Annotated in this window: 23 protein-coding genes; 6 read left to right on the forward strand and 17 right to left on the reverse strand. The window is 59.5% G+C overall.

Going from position 1 to position 23,564, the window contains the following annotated elements; all coding sequences use genetic code 11:
* Window positions 1-53 precede the first annotated feature (53 nt).
* Window positions 54-776, reverse strand: a complete 723-nt coding sequence (pgeF, locus tag PspS49_RS25115; protein WP_160041874.1) for a peptidoglycan editing factor PgeF — start codon at window positions 774-776, stop codon at window positions 54-56.
* Window positions 773-1,735: a 23S rRNA pseudouridine(1911/1915/1917) synthase RluD gene (gene rluD, locus PspS49_RS25120; protein ID WP_016986220.1), complete on the reverse strand. Its 963-nt coding sequence runs from the start codon at window positions 1,733-1,735 to the stop codon at window positions 773-775. Before rluD ends, pgeF begins: the two co-directional genes overlap by 4 nt.
* Before the next feature lie 151 nt (window positions 1,736-1,886).
* Here rluD and PspS49_RS25125 point away from each other — a divergent pair, with 151 nt between their 5' ends.
* The 4 genes from PspS49_RS25125 to PspS49_RS25140 all read left to right on the forward strand — a co-directional run bounded on the left by PspS49_RS25125 (window position 1,887) and on the right by PspS49_RS25140 (window position 6,194).
* Complete coding sequence (locus PspS49_RS25125) at window positions 1,887-2,903, forward strand: outer membrane protein assembly factor BamD (RefSeq protein ID WP_127929826.1); 1,017 nt, start codon at window positions 1,887-1,889, stop codon at window positions 2,901-2,903.
* 126 nt (window positions 2,904-3,029) lie between these two features.
* Complete coding sequence (locus PspS49_RS25130; RefSeq protein ID WP_127929827.1) at window positions 3,030-3,272, forward strand: PP0621 family protein; 243 nt, start codon at window positions 3,030-3,032, stop codon at window positions 3,270-3,272.
* A complete protein-coding gene (locus tag PspS49_RS25135; protein ID WP_160042586.1) occupies window positions 3,262-4,851 on the forward strand; it encodes an ATP-binding protein in 1,590 nt (529 codons plus the stop codon). The genes PspS49_RS25130 and PspS49_RS25135 overlap by 11 nt, the downstream gene beginning before the upstream one ends.
* Window positions 4,848-6,194, forward strand: coding sequence for a sigma-54 dependent transcriptional regulator (locus PspS49_RS25140; protein ID WP_150774967.1), 1,347 nt, complete (start codon window positions 4,848-4,850; stop codon window positions 6,192-6,194). Before PspS49_RS25135 ends, PspS49_RS25140 begins: the two co-directional genes overlap by 4 nt.
* A 116-nt stretch (window positions 6,195-6,310) precedes the next feature.
* On the opposite strand, the gene thiO is transcribed toward PspS49_RS25140, so the two are convergent.
* From thiO to PspS49_RS25175, 7 genes are read right to left on the reverse strand one after another with little or no spacing between them, the layout of a single operon-like run.
* Complete coding sequence (gene thiO / locus PspS49_RS25145) at window positions 6,311-7,411, reverse strand: glycine oxidase ThiO (protein ID WP_127929829.1); 1,101 nt, start codon at window positions 7,409-7,411, stop codon at window positions 6,311-6,313.
* 57 nt (window positions 7,412-7,468) lie between these two features.
* A complete protein-coding gene (locus PspS49_RS25150; protein ID WP_160041876.1) occupies window positions 7,469-7,870 on the reverse strand; it encodes a type IV pilin protein in 402 nt (133 codons plus the stop codon).
* Window positions 7,871-7,885: 15 nt separating this feature from the next.
* Complete coding sequence (locus PspS49_RS25155; protein ID WP_160041878.1) at window positions 7,886-10,975, reverse strand: PilC/PilY family type IV pilus protein; 3,090 nt, start codon at window positions 10,973-10,975, stop codon at window positions 7,886-7,888.
* Window positions 10,962-11,441: a PilX N-terminal domain-containing pilus assembly protein gene (locus PspS49_RS25160; protein WP_160041880.1), complete on the reverse strand. Its 480-nt coding sequence runs from the start codon at window positions 11,439-11,441 to the stop codon at window positions 10,962-10,964. Before PspS49_RS25160 ends, PspS49_RS25155 begins: the two co-directional genes overlap by 14 nt.
* Window positions 11,442-11,452: 11 nt before the next feature.
* A complete protein-coding gene (locus PspS49_RS25165) occupies window positions 11,453-12,166 on the reverse strand; it encodes a prepilin-type N-terminal cleavage/methylation domain-containing protein (protein WP_150774969.1) in 714 nt (237 codons plus the stop codon).
* Complete coding sequence (gene pilV, locus PspS49_RS25170; RefSeq protein WP_150774970.1) at window positions 12,163-12,612, reverse strand: type IV pilus modification protein PilV; 450 nt, start codon at window positions 12,610-12,612, stop codon at window positions 12,163-12,165. The genes PspS49_RS25165 and pilV overlap by 4 nt, the downstream gene beginning before the upstream one ends.
* Window positions 12,609-13,082 (reverse strand): GspH/FimT family pseudopilin, encoded by a 474-nt coding sequence (locus tag PspS49_RS25175; RefSeq protein WP_150774971.1) that lies wholly within the window; start codon window positions 13,080-13,082, stop codon window positions 12,609-12,611. Before PspS49_RS25175 ends, pilV begins: the two co-directional genes overlap by 4 nt.
* Before the next feature lie 130 nt (window positions 13,083-13,212).
* Between PspS49_RS25175 and PspS49_RS25180 the strand changes: the two genes are divergently transcribed.
* The gene (locus PspS49_RS25180; RefSeq protein ID WP_160041882.1) at window positions 13,213-13,767 is read left to right on the forward strand and encodes a GspH/FimT family protein; all 555 of its coding nucleotides are present in this window, start codon (window positions 13,213-13,215) and stop codon (window positions 13,765-13,767) included.
* Here PspS49_RS25180 and ispH read toward each other — a convergent pair.
* The 6 genes from ispH to murJ form a co-directional block, all read right to left on the reverse strand.
* Window positions 13,739-14,683 (reverse strand): 4-hydroxy-3-methylbut-2-enyl diphosphate reductase, encoded by a 945-nt coding sequence (gene ispH, locus PspS49_RS25185; protein WP_034153853.1) that lies wholly within the window; start codon window positions 14,681-14,683, stop codon window positions 13,739-13,741. The genes PspS49_RS25180 and ispH overlap by 29 nt on opposite strands.
* A gap of 138 nt (window positions 14,684-14,821) precedes the next feature.
* Window positions 14,822-15,259: an FKBP-type peptidyl-prolyl cis-trans isomerase gene (gene fkpB, locus PspS49_RS25190; RefSeq protein ID WP_174245140.1), complete on the reverse strand. Its 438-nt coding sequence runs from the start codon at window positions 15,257-15,259 to the stop codon at window positions 14,822-14,824.
* Between the two features lie 7 nt (window positions 15,260-15,266).
* Complete coding sequence (gene lspA, locus PspS49_RS25195; RefSeq protein WP_007909836.1) at window positions 15,267-15,779, reverse strand: signal peptidase II; 513 nt, start codon at window positions 15,777-15,779, stop codon at window positions 15,267-15,269.
* Window positions 15,772-18,603 carry an isoleucine--tRNA ligase gene (ileS, locus tag PspS49_RS25200; protein WP_160041884.1) on the reverse strand — a complete coding sequence of 944 codons (2,832 nt, stop codon included), beginning with the start codon at window positions 18,601-18,603 and terminating at the stop codon, window positions 15,772-15,774. Before ileS ends, lspA begins: the two co-directional genes overlap by 8 nt.
* A 13-nt stretch (window positions 18,604-18,616) precedes the next feature.
* The gene (ribF, locus tag PspS49_RS25205) at window positions 18,617-19,555 is read right to left on the reverse strand and encodes a bifunctional riboflavin kinase/FAD synthetase (RefSeq protein ID WP_008078544.1); all 939 of its coding nucleotides are present in this window, start codon (window positions 19,553-19,555) and stop codon (window positions 18,617-18,619) included.
* 129 nt (window positions 19,556-19,684) lie between these two features.
* Window positions 19,685-21,223, reverse strand: coding sequence for a murein biosynthesis integral membrane protein MurJ (gene murJ, locus PspS49_RS25210; RefSeq protein ID WP_127929837.1), 1,539 nt, complete (start codon window positions 21,221-21,223; stop codon window positions 19,685-19,687).
* A 252-nt stretch (window positions 21,224-21,475) separates the two neighbouring features.
* On the opposite strand from murJ, the gene rpsT reads away from it, so the two are divergent.
* Window positions 21,476-21,748: a 30S ribosomal protein S20 gene (gene rpsT / locus PspS49_RS25215; protein WP_003228351.1), complete on the forward strand. Its 273-nt coding sequence runs from the start codon at window positions 21,476-21,478 to the stop codon at window positions 21,746-21,748.
* 181 nt (window positions 21,749-21,929) lie between these two features.
* On the opposite strand, the gene PspS49_RS25220 is transcribed toward rpsT, so the two are convergent.
* Complete coding sequence (locus PspS49_RS25220; RefSeq protein ID WP_122607899.1) at window positions 21,930-22,397, reverse strand: CreA family protein; 468 nt, start codon at window positions 22,395-22,397, stop codon at window positions 21,930-21,932.
* Window positions 22,398-22,407: 10 nt separating this feature from the next.
* The gene (gene proB / locus PspS49_RS25225; RefSeq protein WP_150751790.1) at window positions 22,408-23,526 is read right to left on the reverse strand and encodes a glutamate 5-kinase; all 1,119 of its coding nucleotides are present in this window, start codon (window positions 23,524-23,526) and stop codon (window positions 22,408-22,410) included.
* Between the last annotated feature and the right edge of the window lie 38 nt (window positions 23,527-23,564).

Below are 23,564 nucleotides of genomic sequence, written 5' to 3' on the forward strand. Positions count from 1 at the left end.
GCGGTCGATTCTGCAAGATTCAAGCGTCAGGCAGTTGATGCAGATCAGACAGTCTAGCGGGTGAGCCAAACCAAGGAGGCGAAGCGACCGGTGCGTGAGGCACGACGATAGGAGAAGAAGCGCGGATCGGTCACGGTGCAGAAACCACCGCCATAAACAGCAGTGACACCGCGTTCAGCCAGACGTAGGCGCGCCAGCAGATAGATGTCAGCCATGAACTTGCCGGCATTGTCGCTCGGTACAAACGCCTCTGCTGCTTCAGGCAGTTGATTAATGAAGACTTCCCGCACTTCCGGGCCGACTTCAAAGGCTTTCGGGCCAATGGCCGGACCGAGCCAGACCAGAACATCCTTGGGCGGAATATCGAGGCTATCGAGCGTGGCTTCAAGTACCCCCGCCGCCAGACCACGCCAACCGGCATGGGCCGCCGCGATACGGGTTCCAGCGCGATCGCAGAACAACGCTGGCAAACAATCAGCCGTCATTGCCGCGCAGGCAATACCGGGCGTTGCCGTCCAGCTCGCATCGGCGGTCGCAACAATGCCCGGATCAGCATGCGCCACGGTAATCCCGTGCACTTGCTGCAACCAGGCAGGCTGTATAGAGAAGTGTTCGGTCAGGCGCCGACGGTTCTCGGCCACAGCCTCAGGACGATCATCGACATGATCGCCCAGATTGAGGCTATCGAACGGCGCCTCGCTGACACCGCCCTCGCGGGTGGTGACGCAGGCTTTGACGCTGGCCGGCGCAGGCCAGTCCGGCGTCAGCCAGTTCATCCGACGAATGCCTCGCGATCCTGCTTGAGCAGGGTCAGCAGCCAGACGAAATCTTCTGGCAGCGGCGATTCCCAGCTCATGCGTTCACCGGTCGTCGGATGATCCAGCTCAAGGAAGCGCGCGTGCAGGGCCTGACGCGGGAAATGCTTGAGCGATTCAACCATCGTCGGGTTCGCCGCTGGCGGAATGCGGAAACGACCGCCATACGCCGGATCGCCGACCAACGGGAAGTTGATGTGCGACATGTGCACGCGAATCTGGTGAGTACGACCGGTTTCCAGTTTCACCCGTACATGGGTGTGGGAACGGAAGCGCTCCAGCACGCGGTAGTGACTGACGGCTGGCTTGCCGCCTTCCATCACCGCCATGCGCTGGCGCTGCTGGCCGTGACGACCGATCGGGGCGTTGATCTTGCCACCGGCCGTCACCACGCCAATCACGATGCACTCATAGATACGGCTGACGCTGCGACTCTGCAACTGAGTAACCAGTTTGGTCTGCGCCTGAATGGTCTTGGCCACCACCATCAGACCGGTGGTGTCCTTGTCCAGACGATGCACGATGCCGGCGCGCGGGACATTGATGATGTCCGGCACGTGGTGCAGCAAGGCGTTGAGCAAGGTGCCATCGGCGTGACCGGCAGCCGGGTGCACCACCAGGCCCGCAGGCTTGTTGATCACCAGGATGTCGTCGTCTTCATAGACGATATCGAGTTCGATGTCCTGGGCGATCCACTCGCCCTGGGCTTCCTGCTCGGCAGTCAGCTCAAGGATGGCACCGCCGTGCACGATGTCGCGCGGGCGGATGACCGCCCCGTCCACAGTCAGGCGACCTTCTTTGATCCAGGCGGAAAGGCGCGAGCGAGAGTGCTCAGCGAAGAGTTGGGCAGCGACTTGATCGAGGCGTTGGCCGCCCAATTCGGACGGCACCTCTGCGCGAAGTTCAATTTTATCGGACATGCTCTGACTGTGCGTCGGCACAGCTTTTGGTTTCGGCTGCGCGCTTGTGGTTAAATACGGCGTCTTTTGCCCCGAGGCTTTTCAACGGGGCGCTCATCATAACAGGACGGCCCCGCCCAAGACAGCGGCCGTCATAGGGACGCAAGCCGCCATGCAAGTGAAACACCTGCTGCTGATCGCCATCCTCGCATTGACCGCTGCTTGCTCATCGAAGGAAGTCGTAGACGAAAACCTCAGCGAAGCCGAGCTGTATCAGCAGGCTCAGACTGACCTGGACAACAACAGCTACACCAGCGCCACAGCCAAGCTGAAGGCTCTGGAGTCGCGTTATCCGTTCGGTCGCTACGCCGATCAGGCACAGCTGGAGCTGATCTACGCCAACTACAAGAACGCCGAGCCGGAAGCTGCAAAGTCTGCCGCCGAGCGTTTCATTCGTTTGCACCCGCAGCACCCGAACGTGGATTACGCGTACTACCTGAAAGGTCTGACCTCTTTCGACCAGGACGTCGGCCTGCTGGCGCGCTTCCTGCCGCTGGACATGACCAAGCGTGACCCGGGCGCCGCGCGCGACTCGTACAACGAGTTCGCCCAGCTGACCAGCCGCTACCCGAACAGCCGCTACGCGCCGGACGCCAAGCAGCGCATGATCTACCTGCGCAACCTGCTGGCGGCCTACGAAATTCACGTGGCCGACTACTACCTGACCCGTCAGGCTTATGTAGCCGCTGCCAACCGTGGCCGTTACGTCGTGGAAAACTTCCAGGAAACCCCATCGGTCGGCGACGGCCTGGCGGTGATGACTGAAGCCTATCAGCGTCTGCACCTGGACGAACTGGCGGCCACTAGCCTGGAAACCCTGAAGCTCAACTACCCGAACCACCCAAGCCTGCAAGATGGCCAGTTCGTGCCACGGGTTGCCGAAGCCGACAACCGTTCGTTCCTGAGCAAAGCCACTTTGGGCCTGATCGAATCGCGTCCACCGCTGCCGCCGGGTGAAACCCGCGCCAACCAGGACGTGCAGAAGCAGTTCCAGGACGCGAAAGACGCGATCCCGAACGAGCTAAAGCCTAAGGACGAAAACGGCGACGTGATCGAAGAACCGGAGCCTGAGTCGAGCAGCACCGACCGCTCGTGGTTCAGCTACATGACTTTCGGCGTGTTCGACTGATCGCACCGGCAGTAGAGAAAAGGGAGATCTGCGGATCTCCCTTTTTTATTGCCACGCATTAATAGGCTGTGCGCTGGTCGGGAGCTTGGCTAAACTGCCGGATCATCAGTCGGAAAGTCGCTCATCATGCTTCGTTTATTGTTCTGGATCGTCGTGATTTTCGCCGCCATATGGTTGTGGCGTAAATTCAAGGCACCCGCCGCGTCCTCTCAGTCCAATCGCGCCCCTCGCGAACAGGACGCCCCGCCGATGGTGCGCTGCGCCCATTGCGGCGTGCATCTGCCGCGCGACCGCGCGCTGAGCGTGCAACAACAGTGGTATTGCAGCCAGGCTCACCTTGAGCAAGGCCCGGGTGCCAGTGATCGCTGAGGCCACCCACGCCGACAGCAAACAGGCTCAGCGCCTGCTGCGCCTTTATCATCTTTACCGTTTAAGCGTCGGCATCACCCTGGTGTTGCTGATCTCCAGCAACATGGACAACCGCCTGCTGACGTCGGCCAACGACGAACTGCTGCGCGGCGGCAGCTGGCTGTATCTGATCCTCAACATCTTGCTGGTAGTGTTCCTTGAGAACACCCGACGGCCGGCGCAGCTGTTCAGCCTGGCCCTCGTCGATGTCCTGCTTTTATGCGGTGTGTTCTTTGCGGCAGGCGGTGTTGGCAGTGCGCTGGGCAATTTGCTGATTGTCTCGGTGGCAATCAGCAACACCTTGCTACGCCGACGCATCGGCCTGTTGATCGCCGCCATCGGCGCGCTGGGTATCGTCGGTTCGAGTTTCCTGCTGAGCTTCAACCATCCCCTGAGCGCCAATGAATACCTGCAAGCCGGCACCCTTGGCGCCCTGTGCTTTGCCGCCTCGTTGTTGGTGCAGGGACTGATCCGGCGCCTGGAGGTCAGCGAAACACTGGCCGAACAGCGCGCCAGTGAAGTGGTCGGGCTCGAAGCGCTCAATGCGCTGATCCTGCAACGCATGCGCACCGGGATTCTGGTCCTCGACGAGGAGCGCCGGGTGCAACTGGCGAACCACAGCGCACAAACCCTGCTCGCGCAATCTCACCTTCAGGGACATTTGATCGACGACTATTCCAGTGCGCTGGTCGATCGCCTGCAACTGTGGATGAACAACCCGACCTTGCGCCCGCAAAGCCTGAAAATCCCCGGCAACGGCCTCGAACTGCAACCGAGCTTCATTGCCCTCGAGCAAAGTCCCAACCAGCAAACCCTGGTGTTTCTCGAAGACCTTGCGCAAATCGCCCAGCAGGCCCAGCAATTGAAACTGGCCGCGCTCGGGCGCTTGACCGCCGGGATCTCCCACGAGATCCGCAATCCGCTGGGTGCCATCAGTCACGCTGCACAGCTATTGGGGGAGTCCGAGGAACTCGACAGCGCCGATCGGCGTCTGACGCAGATCATTCAAGATCACTCCCAGCGCATGAACCGAGTCATCGAAAACGTCCTGCAACTGTCCCGGCGCCAACAGAGCGCGCCGCAACGACTGGATCTCAAGCCGTGGCTGGAGAATTTCGTTGCCGAAAGCCGCGAACAGGCGGGCGAGCGCCAGCAGATTCATCTGCGGATCAATTCAGGGGACTTCACCACGCTGATGGACCCCAACCAGCTCACGCAGATTCTCGACAATCTGTTACGCAATGGCTGGCGCCACAGCGCCCTGCTGCACGATCAGGCGCAAGTCTGGCTGGCCCTGTTCAGCGATCCCGACAGCCAGTTGGCGGTCCTCGAAGTGCAAGACAACGGCCCCGGCGTGCCTGCCGATGAACAGACACATCTGTTCGAACCGTTCTTCACCACCAGCAGCCAGGGCACCGGCCTTGGGCTTTATCTGTCCCGTGAGCTGTGCGAAAGCAACCAAGCGCGCCTAGACTTTCAATCACGCCAAGGCGGCGGCTGCTTTCGCATCACCTTTGCTCACGGACGGAAACAAAGTTGAACACGAGCCCACGGCAAAAAATCCTCATCGTCGACGACGAACCGGACATCCGCGAACTCCTGGAAATCACCTTGGGACGGATGAAACTCGACACCTACAGCGCGCGCAATCTGGCTGAAGCCCAGGCGCTGTTGCATCGCGAAACATTCGACCTGTGCCTGACCGACATGCGTCTGCCCGACGGCACGGGACTGGAACTGGTGCAGCACATTCAGCAGCGTTATCCACAACTGCCAGTGGCGATGATCACCGCCTATGGCAGCCTGGAAACGGCGATCAACGCCTTGAAAGCAGGCGCATTCGACTTTCTTACCAAACCAGTGGACCTCACTCGCTTGCGCGAGCTGGTCGGCACGGCACTACGCATGCCGGCGGCGGGCGGCAGCTCTACCTCGATTGATCGACGCTTGCTCGGCGATTCAGCACCGATGCGCAACCTGCGCAAACAGATCGACAAACTCGCCCGCAGCCAGGCACCGGTGTACATCAGCGGCGAATCCGGCAGCGGTAAAGAACTGGTCGCGCGACTGATCCACGAACAGGGGCCGCGCGCCAGCCAGCCGTTCGTACCGGTGAACTGCGGGGCGATTCCCTCGGAGCTGATGGAAAGCGAGTTTTTTGGTCATCGCAAAGGCAGTTTCACCGGCGCAGTCGAGGACAAACCCGGGCTGTTTCAGGCGGCCCATGGCGGCACGTTGTTTCTCGATGAAGTGGCGGATTTGCCGCTGTCGATGCAGGTGAAGTTACTGCGCGCGATTCAGGAAAAAGCCGTGCGCAGTGTCGGCGGCCAGCAGGAAAGCGTGGTCGATGTGCGGATTCTTTGCGCCACCCACAAGGATCTCGATGCAGAGGTCGCGGCCGAGCGTTTTCGTCAGGACCTTTATTACCGCCTGAACGTGATTGAATTGCGCGTGCCGTCGCTGCGTGAGCGCCGTGATGACATTGAAGTGCTGGCGGCACATATGCTCAAGCGTTTGGCCAAGGACACCGGCCAACCGGCAGCACGCTTGCATCCGCAGGCGTTGGAAGCGCTGAAGAACTACCGCTTTCCAGGGAATGTGCGGGAACTGGAGAACGTGCTCGAACGAGCGCACACCCTGTGTGAAAACCGCACGATCGAGGCTGAAGATTTACGTTTGAGTGAAGGCAACTGCGCGGCGGATGGTGGGATTGCCGATCTGACCCAGATCGATAATCTTGAGGATTATCTGGAGAACGTTGAGCGGAAGCTGATTTTGCAGGCGCTGGAGGAGACGCGCTGGAATCGTACGGCGGCGGCGCAGCGGTTGAGTCTTTCGTTCAGATCGATGCGCTACAGACTGAAGAAATTGGGCCTGGATTGAGGCCCCCCTTCGCGAGCAGGCTCGCTCCCACATTGGATTTTGTGAACGACAAAGATCAACTGTGGGAGCGAGCCTGCTCGCGAAAGCGATCTGCCAGGCTACAGAGAAATACCTGACTAAATACGGCCTTCCGGTGCATACGGCGCCGGATCAATAATCGGCGCCCTTCCCAGCATCACATCGGCAAACAGCTGGCACGACGCTGGCGCCAGTACCAGCCCATTGCGGTAATGCCCGCAGTTCAACCACAACCCGTCGAACCCCGGCACCCGGCCAATATACGGAATGCCCTCCGGCGAGCCCGGGCGCAACCCCGCCCAGTGCCCGACCACTTCGGCATCGGCCAACGCTGGCAATAACTCCACTGCCGAAGCCTTGAGGCTTTCCAGCGCAACGTCGGTCGGCGTCTTGTCGTAGCCCTCGTGCTCCAGCGTGCTGCCGATCAGAATATGGCCATCTCGGCGCGGGATCGCATAACGGCCCTTGGCCAATACCATACTCGGCAGAAAATCCGCCGCACACTTGTAGAGAATCATCTGGCCTTTGACCGGTTCGACCGGCAATGTCAGATCCAGCGTCTTGAGCAGATCACCGCTCCACGCCCCAGCGGTCAGCACGACCTGATCGCCCTTGATCACACCCTTCGACGTCTCGACGCCAGTAACTCGCCCGTTCTCGCGGACAAACCCGCTGACTTCGCATTGTTCGTGAATGGTCACGTTCGGCAATGCCTGCAACGCCGCTTTCAGCGACTTGACCAAGCGCGGATTGCGCACGTTGGCGACATCCGCCATGTAGATCGCCCGGGAGAAACCGCCACCGAGCACCGGCACCGCATCATGCGCCGCCGAGATATCCACAGCCCGCAACGGGCGATTTTCCCGCTCGGCCCAGGCTAGCGCTTCGGCTTCATCGTCCAGATCCAGCCAGTACAGGCCGGTGGTGTGTACTTCAGGATCCACCCCGGTGTCAGCGAACAAACGCTCGCCGAGCTGTGGATAAAAATCCTGCGACCAGTGCGCCAGCGCGGTGACTGCCGGGCTATAGCGCCACGGATACAGCGGCGAAACGATACCACCGCCCGCCCAGGACGATTCCTGGCCGAGGTTCGAGCGATCGAGCAGCACCACGCTGCGCACTTCGGAGGCGAGATTGTAGGCGGTCAGCAGGCCAATCACCCCGCCACCGACAATCACCACTTGCTGTTGCCTGGTCATGTTTGTTCCAACCGTAAAAAAGACAGTGGGCGCAAAAGGCACCCGAAAGAAAGCGCCTCAGCGGCCCCAGCAATCCTTGGTGGTCAGCCCGGTGGTCGCGTTGTTCATGCTGCGCACACCGGTGTTGGTCAGGGTGAAGTCCCCGCACTTGTCGGTAGCCATCGACGTACCCGTCTTGCGGGTCGCGGTCAGCACAAAGGTCTGGTCAGCAATGGTCGGGGTGAGGGTGTAGAAGTCATTGCCCGTGCTGAGTCCGGTGATACCGGTGTAGACATTGTTCCTGGTGTAGAAACGCTCGAGGCTCTGCGCTTGCTCCGAGAGCAGCGACACCACTTCGGCGCGACGGCCCTTTTTCAGGTACTCGGTATAGCTCGGTGCGGCGATGGTGATGACGATCCCGATGATCGCAATCACGATCATGATTTCGATCAGGGTGAAACCTCGGTTGGATCTACGCATGCCTCAGACTCTCGCTTACTGTATTTGTCGCCACATGATACGACGACTGCCGCCGCCGCCCTTTTCCACCAGGGTGGTGATGTTACCGCTGGAATCGTTAACAATTTTGCGTGTTGCGCCGTTGACGATGGCGTTCAGGGTCGGAATGCCACCGGTAAATATCACACCACTGGAAATCGTGTCGCTGCTGTCAACCACTCCATCCCCGTTGGTATCGAACACCGCATAGTTGAGCATCTTACCGCTGAACGCATCGAGTTCGGCCACTTTGCCGGTTCCGAAACTGGAACAGGGATCGGTGGTATCGACGCTGGCGGTGGTGAAGACGATTCGCCCAAGCACCAGACTGGCCTGATTGATCACGCGCTCACCGATCAGCGCGTTGTTATACACCAAGGGCAGGTACCAGCCCTTCTCTCCCGGATAGGTCGTGTCGTTCTGGGTAGTTGTCACAAACTGCCCGGTACTGCCGGAGAACACGCCAGTCACCGCCTGCGCCTGCAAACTGCCAACAGTGATGTTTCCGGAGCCGCCATCGGCATCCCACACCGAATAGAACGCCTGCAAATCCTTGTTGGTTTTGTCAGCCGTCTCGTTGAATTTACCGGTACCGACGAAAATCTGTTTGCCGCCAAGCGCGTTGTCCGCCAGTAGCGGTTGCGCGGTGATCGGTTGAGTCGCCCCGCCCGCCGTGGTGAATAACGGCTTGCCGGAAAACGCTAAACCCCAACTGTCCGTCGAGGTCGCGCTCAAGTCGAACTTCCATAAGCGCCCTTTCAAATCACCGCCATAAGCGGCCTGCACGACGTTCTGTGAGTTGACCTTGAGTTTCACCGAGGACAAACCATTAGTGGTTTCGGTACTGTCGATGACGATTTTCTTGATCAGCGACCCATCACGTACGTCCAGCACATACAACGCCGCCACGCCGGAGTTGCTGCCGTAGCCATTGGCAATGAAAGCAGCCCAGCGACCATCGGCCAAGCGTGCCACTTCCGGGCGTGCGTAGGCGTAACCCAGATCATTGAAAGCGTTGGCGGTGCTTGCAGTCGCCGGCGCACTGACTTCCCACAATGCGCGCAAAACGTTACCCGCCGAAGCGTCAAACAGTTGCAGCGCGTAGAACGTCTTGCCTCCGGCACCGGTTCCGCCGATGGCCAGGGTTTTCCATGCGCTATTGAGCTGGGCGTCATACACGCCGACCTGGCCGTCGACCAGAAACTTGTGGCTGACGCCGTTGAAGTAGTTCGGATCGGCAATCAGCCGCAGCGACGGTAATACGCTGGAAGGCATATAAGCGTAACGACGGCTGCCGTTGGCCGAGTTGATGACGTTGACGAAACCGTCGTTGGCGTTCACCACCAGACTGGCATTCATGTTTGCCGCTTTGGTGGTCAGGTAAGCGGTGTACGTGGTGTCGCCCGACAGATCGGAGGCTGTCTTGTCCGTCGGTGAGGCCAGCACCAACGGCGAGTTGATGATGTCGCCGAGCAACACGCTACGCACTTTGAGCCCGGTCTTGTTGGTGCCTTTGCTCCACTCCACCAGATCACTACCGGTAATACCGGTGGGCAGGCCTTGGCTGAGTGTCGTCTGCTGGGGCGCGGAAAAATTACCATAGGCCAGCGCAACGGCGGCGTTGCTTGTAGTGTTCCACGACTGATAGGTCGGTGCGATCGCACTCGGTACGATAGTGGTGTCAGTGGTCCAGAGCACCGCAGAGGTATTCACCGCTCCGGATGCATTGAAGCCGAAGGACTTGATCGTGCCGCGCCAGTCCTTGGGGTCGTAACTGGTCTGAAAGTAACTGGAGCCGCTCGCCAGTGTGGTGCCGCTGGTGACACCACTACCGCCGGAACCGGCCTTGGAAGTGATATCACTCAACGCCGACGACAACGCGGCGTTGAGCCCGGTGCTGTCAGTCGCCTGGTAATACCTGCCCTGCCCGTAACTGGCCGCGTCCGACAGCATGTCGTTGTCGGCGGTGAAGCCCACGGTATAGGTGTTCAAATTCTGCTTGGGAAAATCCACCGCGTTCCAACTCTTGCCCGCCGCGTCGGTACCGGTCGAGCGCATGTCGATATCGAAGGCGAACTTGGCGATATCATCCAGATACAACGTATCCCCTTCTTTGTCGCCATAGAGGTTGTTGCCGTCATTGCTGACACCGTCCCAGTTCGGTAACCGGCTGCCGCCCAATGGGTCGTTGCTCGGAAAGGTACGGTCGAAGGTCGGCAAGCCATCGGTTATCACCACGCCATAATTTTTCTGGCAGCGGTACTGGATCGGACTGGTATAGGTCGCGGGCGCGCTGTTGTAGTACGGCGCCATGCCGCGCATATAGCGGGTGATTTCATAGTAGGTTTCTGCCAACGGCGTGTTGGCCACGGCACTCAAACCATTGATCGATGAGATCAGCGCGTTGTAGTTGGTGTCTGCCTGCGCCTGCGTGACGCTCCCGGACACCGGCGCCAAGTCGCTGATCGAGCGGGCGATATAACCGCCATTACCAGAGTCGTTGTTGGTGACCGGGTTGAAAGTCGACAGGCCAATACGCAAAGTGCGATTGCTGGTGACCAGCGCCGTCGACACGTTACGCGCGACGTTGATTCGGTAGTCGTTGGGAATCGCCCCAGTGGTGAAATCGCGTGTGCCATTGTTGATGGCCAGACTGACGACGTAGGAAATGTAGTCGCCTGTATATCGCGTGTTGCCGCCACCCACAGGGTCCGGCAGTTTCAGACACAGTGGCGCGACACTGTTGTTGTAAAACGCGTACGCGCCACCCGAACACCCGGAGGTCGGAAGGCTTGATAAAAACACAGGATCGCCAGTGATCGTTGGCGCGTTCAGAGGGGTGCATAACCCGAGAAACGCATTGCACTGCCGCGCCGGCGTGCGATCAGCCGTCGGATCGAAGCCAGCCGCATAAATGATGCTGTTCATACTCCCCGAATCGTCGATCAGCAGCATGACGTTGGGTGGCACCGCTGCCGCACTCAACAGCGGCGAATCGGAAGGCGTGAACGCATACGCCGGCGCGGCCAGATAGAAGCTCAGCAGCATGCCGATCCATAGTGATATGCAGCGCTCAATACTTCGCATAAACACTCTCCACCACGCTACGCGAAGTGCCGGCGATGCCGACCGCTGTAACCCGATACAACGTCGCCGAGGTGTTGCTCGGTACGTTCACGGCCGTCAGAGTCGTACCGATGTTCTGTACTCCATAGAATCCATTGCCGGCCGCAATCCAGGTGACCCCGGAAGTCGAGTTGAGCCCCGCCGAGCTGACCACTGACGACTCCGCTGGCGGCGCGCATTGCGTGGTACCGCTGCACACGGCCAGCGAATAACTGTCCAGTTGCACCGCACTTTCGCCAATCCGCAACGCCGCCTCGGCAGTCTGAAACGACTGATTACGCAGACTCACGCTGCCGGCCATTTTTTCCTGCAGGTTAGCGCTCTGCATCGACGACAGACCAATCAGGGTGAGCAACAACAGGAATACCAGACTGACCAGCAAGACCATGCCGCGCTGCGCCTGACGGGTGTGGAGAGTCATCCTCATCACCGCGCCCCTCACTGCAAGCGGTTGCGCAAAGCGGCAACCACGTTGAAGGTTTGATTGCGCACCCGATTGTTCGGATCGTTGAGGGTCAGGCTCAGCCGCACGCTGCGAATGCGCGCCGGATCGGCGGGGTTGGCGCTGTAGGTCGAAGCCGCCACATCCGTTGCCGTACTGGCCAGACCGAACATCACGGTGAACGCACTGACGTTGTTCACCAACACCTGCTGGGTCGGCGTACCGCTGCCGGTGCCCATGAGAATCTGATTGTTGCTGAAGCTGTAGATCAGACGCCGGATCGGAAACGCGATCTGCCCGCTCGCTGGGGATCGCAACCCGGTGTAGGCCGTTGCGCTATTGCGGCAGTCGGAGACGACCGTCCAGGTTGGAGTGCCCCCGCCGCTGCCGATATCGGCGGTGACCAGTGTCAGTTTCAGGTTGGCATTGTCCCAACTGATCGGCGTGACCTGCGCAGCGTTGAAATCACCCGCACTGCTCGAATCGGTAATGGTGCCAAGACAGCCGAACATCCCGACCATGCGAATTTCCTGAATCATTTTGCTCAACACAAACCGTGCGTCTTCCTGCATCGCCGCGGCACTGTTCTGGCTTACATAGGTGTTTTTTGCCGCGATGAAAATCTGCACCACGCCCAGCACCACGATCAGCCCCAATGCCAAAGCGATGAGTAATTCGATCAGACCGAATCCACGGTTTCGCCGCTTCATGGCGTAGCCACCGGATCAACTGCTGCGCGACTGGTCAGGACAAAACTGCGTTGAGCACTGGCGGTGTTGGCTGCCCGTGCGTCGCTCCAGTTGATGGTGATGGTATAGACCCGCTGACTGAGGGTGATGCTGCCGGTCGCCGTCGGCCCGCCAAAATTGATGATATTGGTGGTGAAATCGTAGAGGTCCTGATCGCGGGCAACGCTCAGATTGCCCGAGGTCGGCGGGGTGACGGTGTAGTCGGCGCCGGAGTTGGCGCGGATGCGGTCCATCATGTCGTAGGCGATGAAACTGGCCTGGCTGGTCATCCGCGAGCTGTCGGTGTACTTCAGCGCATTCAGTTGCACCGCCGCCGCCCCCAGCAGCCCGACCGTCAGAATCAGCAACGCGACCAGCACCTCGATCAGCGTCATGCCCTGCTGTGTGTATTGACTCCCTGCCCTCATCCGCAACTTCCACCCAATTGAATTCGTCCGTTCAAACACACGTTCAGCGTCCTGCTTTGCGTTCCCAGCGTGTAACTGATGACCACCGCCGTCGACGGTGCCGCCAGACCGCCAAGGTTGTTGAAATCCAGTGCGGTCACTCCTGAGGGTAGCGTCAGAGTCGCGCCGCTGCTCATCGCGGGAACAACCCGCAACACATTGGCCGGATTGCCAGTACTGTCATAGACCGCCAGTTCACCGGTCCAGACGCTGCCACCAGCGGTTGGACGCAAGCGCAGCGTCGTACCACGGTCGATGGCTTCGAGCCTGGCGAAATTGATCGCCCGTTGCAGATCGCCCATCTCGGTATCAGCCTTGCTGCTCTGTATCGATCGGGTGAACGCCGGCACGGCCAAAGTGATCAGGATCACGAAGATCGCGAGTGCGACCAACAACTCGATCAGCGTGAAACCTTTTGTACGAAGATCCATCGATGCCCTCCGTTGCCGTCGGCTATACCTGCTTCTACACGCTAGAACATTCAACCGACCCGCGTCGGTTGATTTGCCCTGCCCGGCGCACGGAGCGCGCCGTTCATCACACTCCACGGAGGGAGCTTTCATGCCACAACAGGGGTTCAGCCTGATCGAACTGCTTATGGGACTGGCGATTGGCGCAATTGTTCTGTTGCTGGTCAGTCCGGCGTTTGCCACGCTCAGAGAAGCCAACCACCGGGACCAGGCGGCGCAATCCTTGCTCGATGGCCTGCGTAACGCTCGCAGCATGGCTATCACACGCAATCAGAGCGTGGTGATTCATGGCATCAATGGCGACTGGAGTCAGGGCTGGCGGATCATTCTGGATATCAGCGGCAAGGGGCCGAAAGACAGCAGCAACCCTCTGCTGGAGGAGCGGGCGAGTGACACGCAGGTGCCGATTGTCGGCAATTGGTCAGTGAGTCGTTACGTACGTTTCAGCAGTCTGGGGCAACCGCTGATGCCCGGGCGGGCGTTTCAGGCAGGGACATTACATGTCTGCTCGGCTCGCGAGCCGGTCAGCCAGCGCCAGATAGTGCTGGCGGCGACCGGTCGCGTGCGCCTGAGCAGCGAAGAAGCTGAGCAGGCGCTTTGTCAAAAAGCCAAAAGCGTCAGATCGAACGCACGCGCAGTTCTTTAGGCATCGAGAAGGTGATGTTCTCTTCACGCCCGGCCAATTCATCGGCACCGGTGGCGCCCCAGGCCTGCAATTGCTGAATCACGCCGCGCACCAGCACTTCCGGCGCAGAGGCACCGGCGGTGATACCGATACGCTCAACGCCATCGAACCAGCTCTTTTGCAGGTCTTCGGCACCGTCGATCAGGTAGGCCGGTGTGGCCATGCGCTCGGCGAGCTCACGCAGACGGTTAGAGTTGGAGCTGTTCGGGCTGCCAACTACCAATACAACGTCGCACTCGTCAGCCAGTTGCTTGACCGCGTCCTGACGGTTTTGCGTGGCGTAGCAGATGTCGTCCTTGCGCGGACCACCGATGGCCGGGAAGCGCGTGCGCAAGGCATCGATGACGCGACTGGTGTCGTCCATCGACAGCGTGGTCTGAGTAACGAAAGCCAGTTTTTCCGGGTTGTGCACCTGCAACTCGGCAACGTCTTTCTCGTCTTCAACGAGGTAAATCGCGCCGCCATTGCTGCCGTCGTACTGGCCCATGGTGCCTTCGACTTCCGGGTGACCGGCGTGGCCGATCAGGATGCACTCGCGACCGTCGCGGCTGTATTTCGCCACTTCGATGTGCACCTTGGTCACCAGCGGGCAGGTGGCATCGAATACTTTCAGGCCACGACCGGCGGCTTCGGTACGCACGGCCTGGGATACGCCGTGAGCGCTGAAGATCACGATAACGTCATCCGGCACCTGATCCAGCTCTTCGACGAAGATCGCTCCCCGGCTGCGCAAGTCTTCAACGACGAACTTGTTGTGCACCACTTCATGGCGCACATAGATCGGCGGCCCGAAGACTTCCAGGGCGCGGTTGACGATTTCGATCGCCCGGTCCACGCCGGCGCAGAAGCCACGGGGGTTGGCGAGTTTGATTTGCATGCTGTGCCTCGTGTCTTGCGCGCGAAAACAATGAATTACCAACTGGGTGGGAGCGAGCCTGCTCGCGAAAGCTGACTGACATTCAACATCGACGTCGCCTGACACACCGCTTTCGCGAACAGGCTCGCTCCCACATTTTTACAGCGCTTTAACGTTGATGATCTCGACGTCAAAGGTCAGCGTCTTGCCCGCCAGCGGATGGTTGAAGTCGATGGTTACTTGCGTGTCATCGAACTCTTTCACCACACCCGGCAACTCAGTATTGGCCGCATCGTTGAAGATCACCAGCAAACCCGGTGACAACTCCATGTCGACAAACTGCGAACGCGGAATGATCTGCACGTTCTGCGGGTTCGGTTGACCGAAGGCGTTTTCCGGCTCGACGGTCAGCGTGCGCTTGTCGCCGGCCTTGAAGCCGAACAGCGCCGCTTCGAAACCCGGCAGCAGGTTGCCGTCGCCGACCTTGAAGGTCGCCGGGGCTTTGTCGAACGTACTGTCGACGGTGTCGCCGTTCTCCAGGCGCAATGCAAAGTGCAAAGTGACTTCCGTGTTCTGGCCGATGCGTTGCTCAGCCAATACCTGTTCAGTCATGAACGGCTTCTCCGGTCTTTTTACTTTTGAACATATCCAGTGCCAGCATCACCGCGCCAACGGTAATCGCGCTGTCGGCGAAGTTGAACGCCGGGAAGTACCAGCGGTTCTGCCAGTGCACCAGAATGAAATCGATCACATGGCCCAAGGCAATGCGGTCATACAGATTGCCCAGTGCGCCGCCCAATACCAGCGCCAGCGCGACGGCCAGCCAGGTTTCGTTGCGGCCCAGGCGCTTGAGCCAGACCACCAGCACCGCACTGACCACAATCGCGATCAGGGCGAACAGCCAGCGCTGCCAGCCGGAGCTGTCAGCCAGGAAGCTGAAGGCAGCGCCGGTGTTGTAGGCCAGGGTCCAGCTGAAGTAATCGGGAATGATCACGATCTGCTGGAACATTTCGAGCTTGCCTTCGAAGTAGAACTTGCTGGCCTGGTCGATGACCAGAACCAGCAAACTCAACCACAGCCAGCTCAACCGTCCGAAACGGCCAACGGCATTAGGCATAGTGACGAACCTCGCCAGCGCCGCTGATGTTGTCGACGCAACGACCGCAGATTTCCGGATGTTCCGGGTTCACGCCTACGTCCTCGCGGCAGTGCCAGCAACGTGCGCACTTCGGGAAGGCCGATTTGACGATTTTCAGCTTCAGGCCGCTGACTTCCGTCACTACCGCATCGGCCGGAGCCTGAACGAACGGCGCAACGCTTGCGGTCGAAGTGATCAGGACAAAGCGCAGTTCGTTGCTCAGCTTGGCCAGATCGGCGCTCAGCGCGTCTTCGGCGTACAGCGTCACTTCGGCTTGCAGGTTGCCACCGACAGCTTTCGCTGCGCGCTGGATTTCCATTTCTTTGTTGACCGCTACTTTGACCGCCATCACGCGTTCCCAGTAGTCGCGACCCAGTTCAACGTCGGCTGGCAGTTCGGTCAAAGCTTCATACCAGGTGTTGAGCATGACCGATTCGTTGCGTTCGCCCGGCAGGTATTCCCACAGTTCGTCGGCGGTGAAGGCGAGGATCGGCGCGATCCAGCGCACCAGCGCTTCGGAGATGTGGAACAGCGCGGTTTGCGCCGAACGGCGGGCCTTGCTGTTGGCGCCAGTGGTGTACTGACGGTCCTTGATGATGTCGAGGTAGAAACCGCCCAGCTCCTGCACGCAGAAGTTGTGGATCTTCGAGTAGACGTTCCAGAAACGGTATTCGCCGTAGTGCTCTTGCAACTCTCGTTGCAGCAGCAAGGTGCGGTCGACCGCCCAACGATCCAGCGCAAGCATTTCTTCGGCCGGCAGGATGTCGGTAGCCGGGTTGAAACCGCTCAGGTTCGAAAGCAGGAAGCGAGCGGTGTTTCGGATACGACGATAAGCGTCCGCACTGCGTTGCAGGATCTGATCGGAAACCGCCATTTCACCGGAGTAGTCAGTCGAAGCAACCCACAGACGCATGATGTCGGCGCCCAGAGTGTCGTTGACTTTCTGCGGCGCGATCACGTTACCCAGCGACTTGGACATCTTGCGGCCGGCTTCGTCGACGGTGAAACCGTGGGTCAGCAATTCGCGGTACGGCGCGTGGTTGTCGATGGCGCAACCGGTCAGCAGCGACGAGTGGAACCAGCCACGGTGTTGGTCGGAACCTTCCAGGTACAGGTCGGCACGCGGGCCGCTCTCGTGACCCATCGGGTGCGAACCGCGCAGGACGTGCCAGTGCGTGGTGCCCGAATCGAACCAGACGTCGAGGGTGTCGCTGATCTTGTCGTACAGCGGCGCTTCGTCACCGAGCAGTTCGGCAGCGTCCATCTTGAACCAGGCTTCGATGCCTTCGACTTCAACGCGCTTGGCGACTTCTTCCATCAGCTCGACGGTGCGAGGGTGCAGTTCGCCGCTTTCCTTGTTGAGGAAGAACGGGATCGGCACGCCCCAGTTGCGCTGACGCGAGATGCACCAGTCCGGACGGTTGGCGATCATCGAGTGCAGGCGCGCCTGGCCCCAGGCCGGGACGAACTTGGTGTCTTCGATGGCTTTGAGCGAGCGCACCCGCAGGGTGTCGCCGCTGGTTGGCTCTTTGTCCATGCCGATGAACCACTGCGCGGTGGCGCGGTAGATCAGCGGGGTCTTGTGACGCCAGCAGTGCATGTAGCTGTGTTTGATGATGGCGGTGTGCAACAGCGCACCGACTTCGGTCAGCTTGTCGACGATGGCCGGGTTGGCCTTCCAGATGAACTGGCCGCCGAAGAACTCCAGCGACGGCGCGTACACGCCGTTGCTCTGCACTGGATTAAGGATGTCGTCGTTGACCATGCCGTACTTCTTGCAGGTCACGAAGTCGTCCACGCCGTAGGCCGGAGCGGAGTGAACCACGCCGGTGCCAGCGCCCAGTTCGACGTAGTCAGCCAGATACACCGGCGACAGACGGTCATAGAACGGGTGACGGAAATTGATCAGCTCCAGCTCTTTACCGGTGGTGGTCGCGATGACCGAACCTTCAACGCCGTAGCGAGTCAGGCAGGCTTCGACCAGCTCTTCAGCCAGTATCAGCAGCTTGTCGCCGACATCAACCAGCGCGTAGTTGAACTCCGGGTGAACGTTCAGCGCCTGGTTGGCCGGGATGGTCCACGGGGTAGTGGTCCAGATCACGATCGAGGCAGGTTTGCTCAGCGACGGCAGACCGAACGCAGCAGCCAGTTGGGCTTCGTCAGCGATCGGGAAAGCAACGTCGATGGTCGAGGAGTCCTTGTTCTCGTACTCGACTTCCGCTTCAGCCAGGGCCGAACCGCAGTCGAAGCACCAGTTCACTGGCTTGAGGCCCTTGAACACGAAACCGCCCTTGACGATTTCGGCGAGGGCGCGGATTTCACCGGCCTCGTTCTTGAAATCCATGGTCTTGTACGGGTTGGCCCAATCGCCCAGCACGCCGAGACGGATGAATTCGGACTTCTGCCCTTCGATCTGCTCGGTGGCGTAGGCACGGCACAGTTCACGGGTCTTGTCCGCGCCCAGGTTCTTGCCGTGGGTCACTTCAACCTTGTGCTCGATCGGCAGGCCGTGGCAGTCCCAACCCGGAACATAAGGCGCGTCGAAACCCGACAGGGTCTTCGAGCGGATGATCATGTCCTTGAGAATCTTGTTCAGTGCGTGACCGATGTGGATCGTGCCGTTGGCATACGGAGGACCGTCGTGCAGAACGAACTTCGGACGATCCTTGCCAATCTCGCGCAACTTTCCGTACAGGCCAATACTGTCCCAGCGCTGCAGGATCTGCGGTTCGCGCTGTGGCAGGCCGGCCTTCATTGGGAAGGCGGTGTCCGGAAGGTTAAGCGTGGCTTTATAGTCGGTCATTTAAGGCTCTTCATTAGCGATGGGCGCTAGGTGCGGCTAGTGCACGGGCGGTGGCGACATCCGCATTGATCGCCGTTTTCAATGCCTCCAGAGAGGCGAAGCGCTGCTCTTCACGCAGCTTTTGGTGGAAAACCACCGTCAAACGCCGGTCATACAGATCGCCGGCAAAATCTAAAAGATGGACTTCAAGGTGGGCCTTGCCATCACCCTGTACCGTGGGCCGCACGCCGATATTGGCGACGCCGGGCCAGGTCTTGCCGTCGATATCGACATCCACCAGATACACCCCGGTGAACGGCACGCGACGACGCTTGAGTTGAATGTTGGCAGTGGGCGTACCCAGTTGCCGGGCCAGTTTCTGGCCGTGCAGCACGCGACCGGCAATCCGGTACGGGCGGCCGAGCAAACGTTCGGCCAAGGCAAAATCGGCGGCGGCCAAGGCGTTACGCACCTGCGTGCTACTGACGCGAATGCCGTCCAGCTCGACGGTTTGCGCCGCTTCGACGGTAAAACCGTGCATCTGCCCGGCCTGCAACAGGAAATCGAAGTCGCCGAGGCGGTCGCAACCGAAACGGAAATCGTCACCGACCTCAAGATGCTGCACGCCAAGACCATCAACCAGGATGGTATCGACGAACTCACTGGCGCTGAGTTTGCTCAAGCGCTGGTTAAACGCCAGGCACAACACCCGGTCAACGCCTTCGGCGGCCAGCAGTTGCAGCTTGTCGCGCAAACGGGCCAGACGTGCCGGCGCGGTTTCGGGGGCAAAGAATTCCCGTGGCTGCGGCTCGAAAATCACCACGCAGCTGGGTACGCCCAACTCGAGCGCACGCTCACGCAGTCGGGCCAGGATAGCCTGGTGACCACGGTGAACACCGTCAAAGTTGCCAATAGTGGCGACGCAGCCCCGATGCTGGGGGCGCAAGTTGTGGAGGCCTCGAACCAGCTGCATAACGCGCTTCTTGCTCATAAAGTGGTCGATTATAACCACACCCGACGGCCGACGACAGGCAACACCGTAACGCAAAGTGAACGAGCCGACAAAACTGCCGGCCCGCGCCTGTTTATAAAGGGTAAAACCTTAACTCAAGGCCTTGCGATTGAAGTCACGCAAGCGGAAACCCAGCAGCAGCAACATACCGAAATAGGACACCACGCCCGCCGCGACCAATGCGCCCAGACGCAGGAAGCGCTCAAGCATGTGCCCTTGATCCCACGCCGGCATGAAATGCATGCCAAGCAGCAACACTGCCGACATAACGGCCACGGCGATCACCAGTTTGAACCCGAACTTGGCCCAACCTGGCTGCGGCTGATACATCTGTTGCTTGCGCAATTGATAGAACAGCAGCCCGGCATTCAGGCAGGCACCGGCACTGATCGCCAGGGCCAAGCCGGCATGAGCCAGCGGACCAATCAGAACGAGGTTGAACAGTTGCGTAACGACCAGCGTGAAGATTGCGATTTTTACCGGCGTACGGATATTCTGTTGCGCATAAAAGCCCGGTGCGAGCACTTTGATCACGATAATTCCGAGCAGGCCGACAGAATACGCAATCAGCGCACGCTGGGTCATTTCGGCGTCAAAGCCGCTGAACTGACCGTACTGAAACAGCGAAACCGTCAGCGGCTCAGCAAGAATCCCCAGCGCCAGCGCACAGGGCAGCACCAGCACAAAGCACAGACGCAGGCCCCAATCGAGAATCCGCGAGTATTCGTGGCGATCCTTGCTGGCATAGGTTTTCGCCAATGTCGGCAGCAGAATCGTCCCCAATGCCACGCCAAGCACGCCGGATGGCAACTCCATCAAGCGGTCGGCGTAATACATCCACGACACCGAGCCTGCGACCAGAAACGAGGCGAAGATGGTGTTGATGATCAGCGAAATCTGACTGACCGAGACACCGAGAATCGCCGGCAGCATCTGTTTCATCACCCGCCACACGCCGGTATCGCGCAGGTTCAGTCGCGGCAGTACCAGCATGCCGATCTTTTTCAGGTGCGGCAGTTGATAGAGCAACTGCGCCAGACCGCCGACCAGGACCGCCCAGCCCAGCGCCATCACCGGCGGATCGAAGTACGGCGTGAGGAACAGCGAAAACACGATCATGCTGACATTGAGCAGGGTCGGCACGAAGGCCGGCACCGAGAAGCGGTTCCAGGTATTGAGGATCGCGCCAGCCAGCGACGACAGCGAGATCAGCAATATATAGGGGAACGTGACGCGCAACAGATCAGAGGTGAGCTGGAATTTTTCCGGTGTATCGGTAAAGCCCGGAGCCGTTGCCCAGATCACCCAGGGTGCGGCGATCATGCCCAGCGCAGTCACTACCGCCAATACCAGCGTCAGCAGACCTGACACGTAAGCAATGAACGTGCGCGTCGCTTCTTCACCCTGCTGACTTTTGTACTCGGCAAGAATCGGTACGAAAGCCTGAGAGAAAGCACCTTCGGCGAAGATCCTGCGCAGCAGATTGGGCAGTTTGAAGGCGATAAAGAAGGCGTCGGTCGCCATCCCGGCACCGAATATACGAGCAATCAGCGTGTCACGGACAAACCCCAAAATCCGGGAAAGCATCGTGATAGAGCTGACGGCGGCCAACGATTTGAGCAGATTCATTGAGGGAATTTGTGCCTGTCGATAAACAGCAGGCGAACAAAGCGCCTACTTGTGCGATACTCCGCGCCGCAGCAGCACAGAGCCAAAGCTCGCGAGTTTACAGGTCAAGCGCCGGAAATAAATATCCCGCCTCTTTATACCTACCACTTAGCGGAACGTTTCAAGTGCCCTTGACAAGACTTCAACTCATCGGCATGATTCGCGGCCTATTTTGTTTGCTATTTCCTAAAAAGTCTTTCGAGGAGCTCGACGGTGGCCAACTCACCTTCCGCCAAAAAACGTGCAAAACAGGCTGAGAAGCGTCGCAGCCACAACGCCAGCCTGCGTTCCATGGTTCGCACCTACATCAAGAATGTAGTTAAAGCCATCGACGCAAAAGACGCTGAAAAAGCTCAAGCTGCATACGTTCTGGCTGTGCCAGTTATCGACCGTATGGCCGATAAAGGCATCATCCACAAGAACAAGGCTGCTCGTCATAAGAGCCGTCTGAATGGCCACGTTAAAGCGCTGAAAGAAGCTGCTTAATCGACGTAGTCATTAAAAAACCGACCTTAGGGTCGGTTTTTTATTGCCTGTGATTTAACAAATCCAGCGCAAAAAAATGTAGGAGTGAGCCTGCTCGCGATAGCTTTTAGTCAGATGTATATTTGCTGACTAACACACCGCTATCGCGAGCAGGCTCACTCCTACAGTTGGTTTTGCGGCGTTATTGCTGGACGGGTACCCACGGCAGGATCGGGATTGCGGTCACGGCATTCTGCGGGCTACCCTCGATCAAGCGATCGCTATAGACCAGATACACCAGCGTATTGCGCTTCTTGTCGAGGAAACGCACCACCTGCATGGTTTTGAATACCAGCGAAGTGCGCTCCTTGAACACCTCATCGCCATCCTTCAGCTCGCCCTTGAACTTGATCGGGCCGACCTGGCGACATGCGATCGACGCCTCGGCGCGATCCTCAGCCAGACCCAGACCACCCTTCACACCGCCCGTCTTGGCGCGCGACAGGTAGCAGGTAACCCCTTCGACTTTCGGATCATCGAAAGCCTCGACCACAATGCGGTCGTTCGGGCCGACAAACTTGAACACTGTCGACACCTGACCGATTTCCTCGGCCGAGACCAGCAATGGCATCGCCATCAGCAAGCCCAACAATCCTTTTGCTAAACGCATCGAGTTTTCCTTAAACCAGAATCAGGTTGTCACGGTGAACCAATTCAGGCTCCGCCATGTAACCGAGCAAACCGACAATCGCATCCGACGACTGACCGATGATTTTTTGTGCCTCCAGCGCGCTGTAGTTGGCCAGGCCACGGGCAATCTCACGACCATCCGGCGCCACACAGACCACCATTTCGCCGCGACGGAAACTGCCCTGCACCAATTTCACCCCCACAGGCAGCAAACTCTTGTTGCCCTGAGACAACGCCGACACCGCACCATCATCCAGCACCAGCGTGCCACGGGTCTGCAGATGCCCGGCCAGCCATTGCTTGCGCGCCGCGAGCATGCCTCGCTCAGGCGACAACAACGTACCGATGCGCTCACCCGCCTTCAAGCGATCAAGCACGCGCTCAAGGCGCCCACCGACGATAATGGTGTGCGCACCGGAACGCGCCGCCAGCCGTGCCGCACGCAGTTTGGTCTGCATGCCGCCACGCCCCAGCGCACCACCCGTGCCGCCCGCGACCGCATCCAGCGTCGGATCATCAGCGCGCGCCTCGTAAATCATCTGCGCATCGGGGTTATTACGCGGATCGGCGTCGAACATGCCGTCGCGATCAGTAAGGATCACCAGCAGGTCCGCCTCGACCAGGTTAGCCACCAGCGCCGCCAGCGTGTCGTTGTCGCCGAAACGGATTTCGTCAGTGACCACGGTGTCGTTCTCGTTGATCACCGGGATGACTTTCAGCTCAACCAATGCGCGCAGGGTGCTGCGGGCGTTGAGGTAACGCTTGCGGTCGGACAGATCGTCATGGGTCAGGAGAATCTGCGCTGTGTGCCGACCATGCTCGGCGAAGCTTGATTCCCACGCCTGCACCAAGCCCATCTGGCCGATAGCCGCAGCCGCCTGAAGCTCGTGCATCGCACTGGGTCGTGCGGTCCAGCCCAAACGACTCATGCCGGCCGCCACCGCCCCAGAGGACACCAGCACCAACTCGACGCCAGCCTCATGCAAGGCCACCATCTGCTCGACCCAGACACCCATTGCCGCGCGATCCAGCCCTTTGCCATCAGCTGTCAGCAAAGCGCTGCCGATCTTCACGACCCAACGCTGCGCACCTGTCACCTTGCTCCGCATCATCTTCAACCTTAGCTTGAGGGCTGCGCGACCCAGCG

Origin of the sequence: Pseudomonas sp. S49 (genome assembly GCF_009866785.1) — a bacterium.
Classification (GTDB): Bacteria; Pseudomonadota; Gammaproteobacteria; order Pseudomonadales; family Pseudomonadaceae; genus Aquipseudomonas.

Excerpts from the sequence above, each read along its gene's own strand:
- PspS49_RS25155 (WP_160041878.1), bottom strand. The coding sequence starts at position 10,975 with ATGCGAAGTATTGAGCGCTGCATATCACTATGGATCGGCATGCTGCTG.
- pgeF (WP_160041874.1), bottom strand. The coding sequence starts at position 776 with ATGAACTGGCTGACGCCGGACTGGCCTGCGCCGGCCAGCGTCAAAGCC.
- PspS49_RS25220 (WP_122607899.1), bottom strand. The coding sequence starts at position 22,397 with ATGCGTTTAGCAAAAGGATTGTTGGGCTTGCTGATGGCGATGCCATTG.
- PspS49_RS25180 (WP_160041882.1), top strand. The coding sequence starts at position 13,213 with ATGCCACAACAGGGGTTCAGCCTGATCGAACTGCTTATGGGACTGGCG.
- thiO (WP_127929829.1), bottom strand. The coding sequence starts at position 7,411 with ATGACCAGGCAACAGCAAGTGGTGATTGTCGGTGGCGGGGTGATTGGC.
- PspS49_RS25175 (WP_150774971.1), bottom strand. The coding sequence starts at position 13,082 with ATGGATCTTCGTACAAAAGGTTTCACGCTGATCGAGTTGTTGGTCGCA.
- PspS49_RS25160 (WP_160041880.1), bottom strand. The coding sequence starts at position 11,441 with ATGAGGATGACTCTCCACACCCGTCAGGCGCAGCGCGGCATGGTCTTG.
- PspS49_RS25125 (WP_127929826.1), top strand. The coding sequence starts at position 1,887 with ATGCAAGTGAAACACCTGCTGCTGATCGCCATCCTCGCATTGACCGCT.
- PspS49_RS25165 (WP_150774969.1), bottom strand. The coding sequence starts at position 12,166 with ATGAAGCGGCGAAACCGTGGATTCGGTCTGATCGAATTACTCATCGCT.
- pilV (WP_150774970.1), bottom strand. The coding sequence starts at position 12,612 with ATGAGGGCAGGGAGTCAATACACACAGCAGGGCATGACGCTGATCGAG.
- PspS49_RS25150 (WP_160041876.1), bottom strand. The coding sequence starts at position 7,870 with ATGCGTAGATCCAACCGAGGTTTCACCCTGATCGAAATCATGATCGTG.
- lspA (WP_007909836.1), bottom strand. The coding sequence starts at position 15,779 with ATGCCTAATGCCGTTGGCCGTTTCGGACGGTTGAGCTGGCTGTGGTTG.
- murJ (WP_127929837.1), bottom strand. The coding sequence starts at position 21,223 with ATGAATCTGCTCAAATCGTTGGCCGCCGTCAGCTCTATCACGATGCTT.
- rluD (WP_016986220.1), bottom strand. The coding sequence starts at position 1,735 with ATGTCCGATAAAATTGAACTTCGCGCAGAGGTGCCGTCCGAATTGGGC.
- ribF (WP_008078544.1), bottom strand. The coding sequence starts at position 19,555 with ATGCAGCTGGTTCGAGGCCTCCACAACTTGCGCCCCCAGCATCGGGGC.
- ispH (WP_034153853.1), bottom strand. The coding sequence starts at position 14,683 with ATGCAAATCAAACTCGCCAACCCCCGTGGCTTCTGCGCCGGCGTGGAC.
- ileS (WP_160041884.1), bottom strand. The coding sequence starts at position 18,603 with ATGACCGACTATAAAGCCACGCTTAACCTTCCGGACACCGCCTTCCCA.
- proB (WP_150751790.1), bottom strand. The coding sequence starts at position 23,526 with ATGCGGAGCAAGGTGACAGGTGCGCAGCGTTGGGTCGTGAAGATCGGC.
- PspS49_RS25130 (WP_127929827.1), top strand. The coding sequence starts at position 3,030 with ATGCTTCGTTTATTGTTCTGGATCGTCGTGATTTTCGCCGCCATATGG.